Source organism: Oceanobacillus massiliensis str. N'diop, assembly GCF_000285495.1.
In the GTDB taxonomy this organism is placed as follows: domain Bacteria; phylum Bacillota; class Bacilli; order Bacillales; family Amphibacillaceae; genus Oceanobacillus; species Oceanobacillus massiliensis.
Map to the genome: position 1 here is coordinate 1 of NZ_HE610978.1, position 8,395 is coordinate 8,395.

Genomic DNA, 8,395 nt, shown 5'->3' on the forward strand with positions numbered 1-8,395 from the left:
TTTTTGTTGCTGAAGCTAGCCGTTTTATTACACCTTAGGGTAGTTGTCTGGTAGTTATTGCGAAGAGGTCACACCTGTTCCCATGCCGAACACAGAAGTTAAGTTCTTCAGCGCCGATGGTAGTTGGGGCTTTGCCCCTGCAAGAGTAGGACGCCGCCAGGCAAACACGAAAACAGCTGATACATTTTGTATCAGCTGTTTTTTGATGCGGAATTTTAGAGTTAAATGCTGCAGATACCGCACATAATACTGTTGAAAAATGTAGAAATACTATTGCCTAATGTACAGATAAAAGCAAAATATCGCTCCCAACAAGCATATATCCGCCTCAATCCTTAAACCAGATACTTAGCCAGGTGTCATGAACTATTATTGTGCCAGGAAAAATAATCTTATTCATGGTTTGTCCCTATACCGAATAAGATATTTAAAGAGAGTTGTCCAGGTAGTGCTTCAATAGGAGGATATGCATGAAACTTTTCATGAAGAAGTTTGGACTAGTGGTTGCTGGAGGCGTTATCCAGGGATTTGGAATGGGGCTATTTCTATTTCCGCATTCCATCCCTTCTGGCGGTGCTGGTGGAATAGCAGTTCTTTTCAATTATTGGTTCAATCTTGATATTGGACTTGCCTTATGGATAGTAAATTTTTCCATGTTATTATTTGGTGTCAGATTTCTTGGTAAACGGTTTGCAGTATGGACAGTAATAGCGATTACCGTTACTTCGATTTCTATTGATTTCTTTGAACAGAGTTACATTCCAAATAGAAATTTAATATTAGACCTTTTATTTGGATCTGTATTTCTCGGAACCGGGATAGGGATTCTGATTCGGCAGGGTGTCTCAAATGGCGGTGTCGGAGTAGTGGCTTTGATTATTTCCTATAAGAGAAAAATCCTTCCGGGGAAGCCTCTATTAATTGTAAATGGCGCTATTTTCCTGGTTACGGCCATTGCAATCGACATTAAATTAATATTTCTTGCTTTAATCAGTCAATATATTTCCACGAAAATTGTCAATCAAGTATGTGCGTTATCATTTGTAAAAGCATATACGTTCGGGTGGAGAAAAAAGCCGTAGCAGGCTACATATAATTATAACGAGTCGGAGTGTTTTTCTGTTCTTTTCCATCTTTTCCTTTTACATGAAGCAGCAATAGTACCAAAAGGCCGACAATTAATGTAAAGGAGGCAATCGATAAAAACATACCAGTTTTTGACCAGTCCATTAAGCGGGAAAAAATGGGCGGTCCCAAAGCAACTCCCAGAAATCTCACCGATCCGTACAGGGACGTAACAAAGCCTCTTCTTTCCTTGCCGACAGCACCGGTTATGATGCTGTTAACACAAGGAAGTATCAGTCCTGCACCAACACTGCTTAGTGCAAGGACAGCCAGAAAAGGGATGAGTTTGTCCAAGAAGACAAGTGATGCGTAAGATAGCGTCTTAAGCAAGAAGCCAAGTAGCAATAATCGTTTCATTCTCTCTAGATTCTTGCCGATTTTACTGCCGGTAAGGTAAGAGGTCGTTACCATGACAAGCAAAGGGATTGCCAGAATAAGTCCTTTCAGAACACCATCAATTTTATACTCTGTTTCCAGATTATCGGATAAGTAGAACAAGATGCCGAAAAGTGTAAAAAGACAAGTTCCTCCTGCAAGGTATGTGGTAAATAGCCATCTGCCCTCATGTTTAAAGACACTCAATAGGCCCCTGACATACTTGCCGAATGGTGGTGGTGCCTGGCGGTTGCTCTTTTCTTTTATGAAAATCCAAACAAGTAAAGCGGATATCAGACTGAGTACTGGAAAGGTGAAAAAAGCAAAATACCATACAATTAAAGCCAAAATAGACCCGAGTATTGGGGATAGGACCTTACCCAATCCGTTTGATGCTTCATAAATGCCCAGCACCCGACTTTGTTCGCCACCTTTAAATAAATCTCCAGTCAATGCCATCGCAATCGGGGAAGTCCCTGCTGCACCGATCCCTTGTATGGTCCTTCCAACTAGTATCCAAATATAGGCATGAGGAAAAACAGCTGCCCCCAGACCGGCAATCAATCCTCCTAAACCAAACAGAATCAGGGAAGGAATAATGATTAGTTTACGCGAAAAACGGTCTGAGAGATAACCGATTAAAGGTATAAAAATGGCAGCAGCTATCGAAAAGACGGTAATGGTTAAGCTCACTTGCATTTGAGAAAGCTTCAATGCAGATTTCATTTCAGGTAGTATTGGAATAAGCATGGAATTTCCCAGTGTCATAATCAGTGGGATAGAACCAATGGAGGCAATGATCATGCCTTTATTTTTCTTTGTCACTTTCTCTCCACTCCTCAAGGTCCATTGAATAATTTACTTAATGTTAATCGGCGGGGAAACCAGCCAGCCTTTTTCCTTCGTAACTTTTAATAACTTTAATTCATACTCTTCTTTCTGGGTGTTGAATTCACTAAACATGGAACGTACATCCTCTTTAATAGCAATTCCTGTTATATAGCTGCATAACATTCTGCCAGCCATCAATTCTTTTTGAACAAGTACAGCTATTTCAGAATCATTGAACCTTGCACCGGCTGGTATGTCCTGGACTTCTACGTTTGGACGATCTGGCGGTGCTGGTGGTAAACGAATCCCGGAGTCTTTTAACAATGCTTCCACCTGCTGTTCTTCCTGTGTAAAACTATTCTCAAGCACATCCTCCAAAAGTACCTTCAGATCATGATCACCAGTGTGGTTAATCAACACTTGCATGACTACTAGTGTTCCTTTTGTGCTATAAAGATATGACCATAGATTATATACTTCTCCTGAATGCAATGGTTCATCTGCTGGCTTATTATTCAATGCTCCCATATGGATACCTCCAAGTGATTTTATCTGTATAAGTTTTCCTAAAAAGAAATAAATTATCCGGTATTTTTATGGTAATCAATTGAATGAGAAAGAAGGTTAGTTTTAAAGTTTCAAACGGGACAGGAACCTACTTTTTATTTATACATAATCTAAACACAGATATAAATTTCATTTTTGCAAGGATGGTTTTTGGATATGCTTAAAAAAATTTCTATGTTTACAATGTTTTTTGCATGCGTTATTTTAGCTGGCTGCAGTTTGAATAATTCATCTGCCAACAGTGAGGATGAGGGTGTTATTCGGATAGGTTATCAGAAAAATGGCCCTCTGATCATTTTAAAGTCATTAGGAACACTTGAAGAGAGACTTGATTCACTTGGCTATACGGTAGAATGGAATGAATTCCAGGCAGGTCCAGCATTGGTAGAAGCTTTAAATGCAGGAAGTATAGATTTTGGAAGAACTGGGAATTCACCGACAATCTTTGCACAGGCTGCTGATACACCTTTTGTTACGGTAGCCGCCGGGAGATCAAAATATGAGGGGAGCGGTATCTTGGTACCAGAGGATTCAGAAATCAAAACAGCTAAAGATCTGAAGGGGAAAAAGATTAGTTTTGCTAAAGGATCGAGTTCCCATTATCTGCTTGTAAAGGCCCTGGAAAACGCCGGCTTAAGCTATACGGATATCGAACTAGTCTATTTGTCGCCGGGTGATGCGAGGATTGCTTTTGAACAAGGACAGACAGATGCAATGGTTGTATGGGATCCGTATACTGCTTCGACGGAAATCAATATGAATGCAACACTTCTAATGAATGGTGAAGGGCTTACTACCGATAGGGATTTCTTCATTGCCAATGAAAAGTTTGCTGAAGAACATGCGGATTTAATCAAAATATTAGAAGAAGAAATTGTAAAATCATCGGACTGGGCAAATACGAATCACGATGCGTTAGTCGAAATGCTTGCACCCATTTTAAATATCGATGATGCATCAATTGAATTGGCTGTAGAGCGAAGGATTTATGGAGTAGAGAAAATTAATGAAGAAATCATACAGGAACAACAGGAAATTGCTGATGCGTTTTTTCGACTGGATATTATCCCTAAAGAGATAAACGTTCGGGATGTTATGGATAAACAATAGAGAAACGGAGGGTAGGGCAAATGAAAACTGTATTAAAAATGTCGATGAAGAAGTTCATTCCCTGGTTTTTCCCTCTCTTGCTGCTGGTCGGCTGGCAAGTGCTGTCGTGGGCTGGAGCTATTCCCGAAAGGATACTGCCAGCACCAACGAAGGTATTGCAGGCTGGTCTGGAACTTTCAGCCAACGGGGAATTGGTGAACCATGTATCCATCAGCCTTGGGAGAGCGCTGGCGGGATTCCTTATCGGAGGAATAATCGGATTTATTTTTGGATTACTTAATGGGGTGTTCCGGATTGCTGATCTGTTTTTTGACACTTCCATACAAATGCTGCGGAATATTCCTCATCTGGCCCTTATTCCACTTGTAATATTATGGTTTGGAATAGGGGAAACATCGAAAATATTTCTAGTGGCACTTGGTGTTCTTTTTCCAATCTATATAAACACGTATCATGGCATCAAGTCGGTTGATAAAGGCTTAGTGGAGATGGGAAGGGCATATGGACTGAAAGGAATTACACTGTTCTTCAATGTGATACTTCCTGGAGCGATGTCTTCTATTTTAGTGGGAATCCGTTTTTCGCTTGGGGTCATGTGGTTAACGCTGATTGTGTCTGAGACAATATCTGCTCATTCCGGAATTGGTTACATGGCAATGAACGCAAGAGAATTCATGCAGATGGATGTTATTGTTTTGAGTATATTGCTCTATGCTTTTTTTGGAAAGCTATCGGATGTCATTGCAAGATATCTCGAGGATCGATTACTTCTTTGGAATACGTAATGAAATGGGGGAACTAAATTGCAAGAAGCTATACATCAGAAATATATTGAGATTAATGAACTGCAAAAGAATTACGGAGAACGAGCTGTTCTTAAAGGATTGAATCTTCATATAAACAAAGGAGAGTTCGTTGCAATAGTAGGTAAGAGCGGTTGCGGAAAGAGTACCTTGCTCCGCTTGATTGCTGGATTGGAAGAGTTTAATGAGGGTTCGATACAGTTAAACGGCGAGCCGCTTAAAGACTTAAATAAATACGCTCGCATCATGTTTCAGGATGGCCGTCTGCTTCCGTGGAAGCGAATTATCGATAATGTCTGCATTGGACTGCCGAGAGACTACAGAATAAAAGCGATGGACGCACTGCAGCAGGTGGGGCTTGCGGATCGGATGAATGATTGGCCATCCAAACTATCCGGGGGACAAAAGCAACGAGTGGCCTTGGCAAGGGCGTTGGTTCATGATCCTTTGCTGCTTTTGCTGGATGAACCGCTCGGGGCCCTTGATGCACTTACAAGAATTGAAATGCAGGAACTGATTGAGTCCCTGTGGAAACAAAGAGCGTTTACCTCTATCCTGGTGACCCATGATGTGGAAGAGGCTGTTGCCATTGCAGATCGGGTAATCTTGATTGAAGATGGGGCTATCAGCCTAAATCAGCCGATACGACTTCCAAGACCAAGACAGCGGACGAATCCAGCTTTTTCCATGTATGTAGAAGAGATACTCGAGAAAATATTAAGTCGTAATCCGAAAAAAATCTCATTGGTAAAAAGCTCAAAGGAGTTGGAGATGTAAAGATCAGCTGCTCTTTATCCCGTAAATGATGAATGCCACTCCTAAAACAATCCAGAGCATTTTATCAAATGAAATTTTATCTGCTAAGCTGTAAAGGCCGATGGTGGTGGATATAATCAAGATCATCGGTCCAATTAATGCAAGTATACTGTTAATAATTAATGCTTTTTCAATTTCATTAAACTTCATGATTAAAAAAGCAGCGAGTATTTCCAAACTTCCCGATGCTATTCTTAGAAGTGCCATGGCAACGATTGCCTTTTCCAATAAATTAAACATTGTTCTCCTCCTGCATATTTCTTTCTCAAATTATATGCAAATCCTATCCATAAAAGGACAACTATTAAGACATCATGAATACAAAATCGTATATGTCTGTATATATTGGGTGCAGGTTGATAGGATTATTTGAAGTCTATTTTCCAATTATATTCATAGTCAATGCGGAGGGAATCGGGATGGGAAATAAAGATTGTTTTAAAAAATGGAGCAAAAAAATGTGCCATGGCAAATGGCACATTTGATCGTTTAAATATAGCATACGCTTCTAAAACATTATTGATAGAACTAAAGGATTATTCAGCGTCCTCGTCTTTAAGGCGTCGGAAGCCTTCCTGCTGTAAATAATCTGCCGCAGCATTGTAAGTGGCATATGTTCCATCCAATAACTCACCGGCATAAACGTCCCATGTTTCAAATTCACGCGTGATGGTAAGTATTTGTTCTTCATTGTTAATCCAGTTTTCTTCAAATGGCTCAGCTTCAGATAGGGAAGTGATAGATGCTTTTATAATATTTCGGAGCTGTTCCTGACTATATTCGCGGATGTTTACCATCCCTTTAGCATCAAGTGGATAATTTGCATCGATCAACTCAGCATAAACGAAACCGTTTCCGTTTGGGTGAAGATGATATACGACGGTTTTTTCTCCATAACACTGTCTTCATAATGAAAATTGACACGTCCCAATGACACATCATGACGCTTAAGTTCCTGAAATGATTCAATAATTGCTAGTTTCTCTTCAAATGTAAGCATGTGACCTCCGAGTTGATATAATTTATTAATGCAAAACTATTATACCACTACGATGATGAATAATACGATGGGATTGTAGACATTCATCACGTGCGATTTTGAAATGATTGTGTTTATAGGTTTTTATTGTTATAATACACCTAACAATTGAATACTTTCTTATTTTAGATATCTTAAGGTAAGGGTAGAGGTGCAAAAACCATAAGTACTCGTGTTGAAGAGAATGAGCTCTGACGATACAGGAGGAAAGGGGAATTTGCCGAAGCTGATGGTGACTCATTATCCGGAAGCTGGTGCTGTCATTCAATAGATGCAGGACTGTCATATAGGTAACTATATGGAGGGCTATCAAGCGTAGAACTATAGTAGACGTTCTAAGCAGCAGCGGGTCCTCTCGCTGGTGCTTTTTATTTTGGTCCTCCACACCTATCGAAAAAAATCCAATAAAAGGTGTGTGAAGTTATGAATTTTGGTAATGTATTAACGGCAATGGTAACTCCTTTCAATGAAGCTTTGGAAATTGACTTTGAGGCAACAGGCAGGCTGGTCGATTATTTAATTGCCAATGGTTCAGATGGTCTAGTGGTAGCAGGGACAACTGGAGAATCGCCGACATTGAGCCATAATGAAAAATTAGAGCTATTTGAATTTGTTGTCAAGGTGGCAGATGGAAGAATACCGATTATTGCTGGTACGGGATCGAACAATACAAGGGCATCCATTGAATTGACAAAAGAAGCGGAAGCAACCGGTGTAGATGCCATTATGCTAGTTTCTCCATATTATAATAAACCATCACAGGAGGGCATGTATCAGCACTTTCGCTCCATCGCTGAAAGTACGGAGTTACCTGTAATGCTTTATAATATTCCCGGCCGTAGTGTAGTTAATTTGGAACCGGAAACGATTGTTCGCCTGTCGGAAATAAAGAACATTGTGTCAGTTAAAGAAGCCAGTGGTGATCTTGATCGCACAACGGAAATCATCAGCCGTACAACGGATGACTTTAGCGTATATAGCGGAGAGGATAGTCTGACATTACCCTCACTTGCAATAGGTGGCACAGGGATCATATCTGTAGCTTCCCATATTATCGGCAATGAAATGCAGGAGATGATGGAGCAATATAAAAAGGGCAAACCAGATAATGCCGCAGCAATCCACCATCAGCTCTTGCCAGTGATGCAAGCATTGTTTGCTGCTCCGAGTCCAGCCCCTGTTAAAGAAGCGTTAAATCGACTTGGAGTGGATGTTGGCGGAGTGCGGCTGCCTCTTATACCGCTAAGTGATGCGGAGCGGGAATCACTATACAACGTAATAGCACATCTTGAAAGAAAAGAAGCATCCGGATATTGACCAATTAAGGGATAGGCTTATTTGCCTGTCCCTTTTTCAAGTGAATCATTCCATTGACTTATAATGACATACTCCTTAAGCGAATGTTTACTCATATCTATTAGAAAACAGCTTTTAAAAAAAGGCTCTTTTCGTAAATATTGTTGTTATTTCTAACTTCGTATTTGATGGAAACTGCGACATAACAATATATGATTGGTGATTTATCCCCACTCCGGAAATACACTACGCTTTTCGCGGGCTCGTGTAAGCCAGAGCACTGCTTGCGATTGCTTCCTTGTTCCCTTGCACCGAGGAAGCCTGTTTCGAAGCGTTACTGGAAGACGCAGGTGCATCTAGCGGGGGCTTAGCGTTTTCAGTTTTTCTGAAGACAAAAAAGCTAAAGTGAATTTCCTCATTTCTATGCTGCTCT

General features: G+C 40.5%; 9 protein-coding genes, 1 rRNA gene, 1 pseudogene and 1 riboswitch. Of the genes and pseudogenes, 6 read left to right on the plus strand and 5 right to left on the minus strand.

Going from position 1 to position 8,395, the window contains the following annotated elements; translation table 11 throughout:
- Window positions 1–46: 46 nt before the first annotated feature.
- Window positions 47–162 (plus strand): 5S ribosomal RNA (gene rrf, locus OMHG_RS09810).
- A gap of 308 nt (window positions 163–470) precedes the next feature.
- Window positions 471–1,082, plus strand: coding sequence for a YitT family protein (locus OMHG_RS09815; RefSeq protein WP_010650519.1), 612 nt, complete (start codon window positions 471–473; stop codon window positions 1,080–1,082).
- A gap of 4 nt (window positions 1,083–1,086) precedes the next feature.
- Here OMHG_RS09815 and OMHG_RS09820 read toward each other — a convergent pair whose 3' ends face one another.
- Both OMHG_RS09820 and OMHG_RS09825 read right to left on the minus strand, forming a co-directional pair.
- The gene (locus OMHG_RS09820; RefSeq protein WP_044476945.1) at window positions 1,087–2,304 is read right to left on the minus strand and encodes an MFS transporter; all 1,218 of its coding nucleotides are present in this window, start codon (window positions 2,302–2,304) and stop codon (window positions 1,087–1,089) included.
- A gap of 54 nt (window positions 2,305–2,358) precedes the next feature.
- Window positions 2,359–2,859: a DUF3231 family protein gene (locus OMHG_RS09825; RefSeq protein WP_010650521.1), complete on the minus strand. Its 501-nt coding sequence runs from the start codon at window positions 2,857–2,859 to the stop codon at window positions 2,359–2,361.
- A gap of 195 nt (window positions 2,860–3,054) precedes the next feature.
- On the opposite strand from OMHG_RS09825, the gene OMHG_RS09830 reads away from it, so the two are divergent.
- Genes OMHG_RS09830 through OMHG_RS09840 form a run of 3 tightly spaced genes read left to right on the plus strand, consistent with a single transcriptional unit; the run spans window position 3,055 to window position 5,588 of the window.
- The gene (locus OMHG_RS09830; protein ID WP_010650523.1) at window positions 3,055–4,008 is read left to right on the plus strand and encodes an aliphatic sulfonate ABC transporter substrate-binding protein; all 954 of its coding nucleotides are present in this window, start codon (window positions 3,055–3,057) and stop codon (window positions 4,006–4,008) included.
- Window positions 4,009–4,028: 20 nt separating this feature from the next.
- On the plus strand, window positions 4,029–4,793 hold the full coding sequence (locus OMHG_RS09835; protein WP_010650527.1) for an ABC transporter permease subunit: 765 nt from the start codon (window positions 4,029–4,031) through the stop codon (window positions 4,791–4,793).
- Between the two features lie 18 nt (window positions 4,794–4,811).
- Window positions 4,812–5,588, plus strand: coding sequence for an ATP-binding cassette domain-containing protein (locus OMHG_RS09840; RefSeq protein WP_010650529.1), 777 nt, complete (start codon window positions 4,812–4,814; stop codon window positions 5,586–5,588).
- A gap of 3 nt (window positions 5,589–5,591) precedes the next feature.
- On the opposite strand, the gene OMHG_RS09845 is transcribed toward OMHG_RS09840, so the two are convergent.
- The gene (locus OMHG_RS09845) at window positions 5,592–5,867 is read right to left on the minus strand and encodes a YqhV family protein (protein ID WP_010650531.1); all 276 of its coding nucleotides are present in this window, start codon (window positions 5,865–5,867) and stop codon (window positions 5,592–5,594) included.
- 296 nt (window positions 5,868–6,163) lie between these two features.
- A pseudogene (locus tag OMHG_RS09850) lies at window positions 6,164–6,627 on the minus strand (hypothetical protein).
- 177 nt (window positions 6,628–6,804) lie between these two features.
- A riboswitch (Lysine riboswitch) is annotated at window positions 6,805–6,983 on the plus strand.
- A gap of 106 nt (window positions 6,984–7,089) precedes the next feature.
- Between OMHG_RS09850 and dapA the strand changes: the two are divergent.
- Window positions 7,090–7,983, plus strand: coding sequence for a 4-hydroxy-tetrahydrodipicolinate synthase (gene dapA / locus OMHG_RS09855; RefSeq protein ID WP_010650537.1), 894 nt, complete (start codon window positions 7,090–7,092; stop codon window positions 7,981–7,983).
- A gap of 225 nt (window positions 7,984–8,208) precedes the next feature.
- Here dapA and OMHG_RS19045 read toward each other — a convergent pair.
- Window positions 8,209–8,395 (minus strand): hypothetical protein (locus tag OMHG_RS19045; RefSeq protein WP_010650539.1); only part of this gene is annotated, 187 nt, incomplete at its 5' end.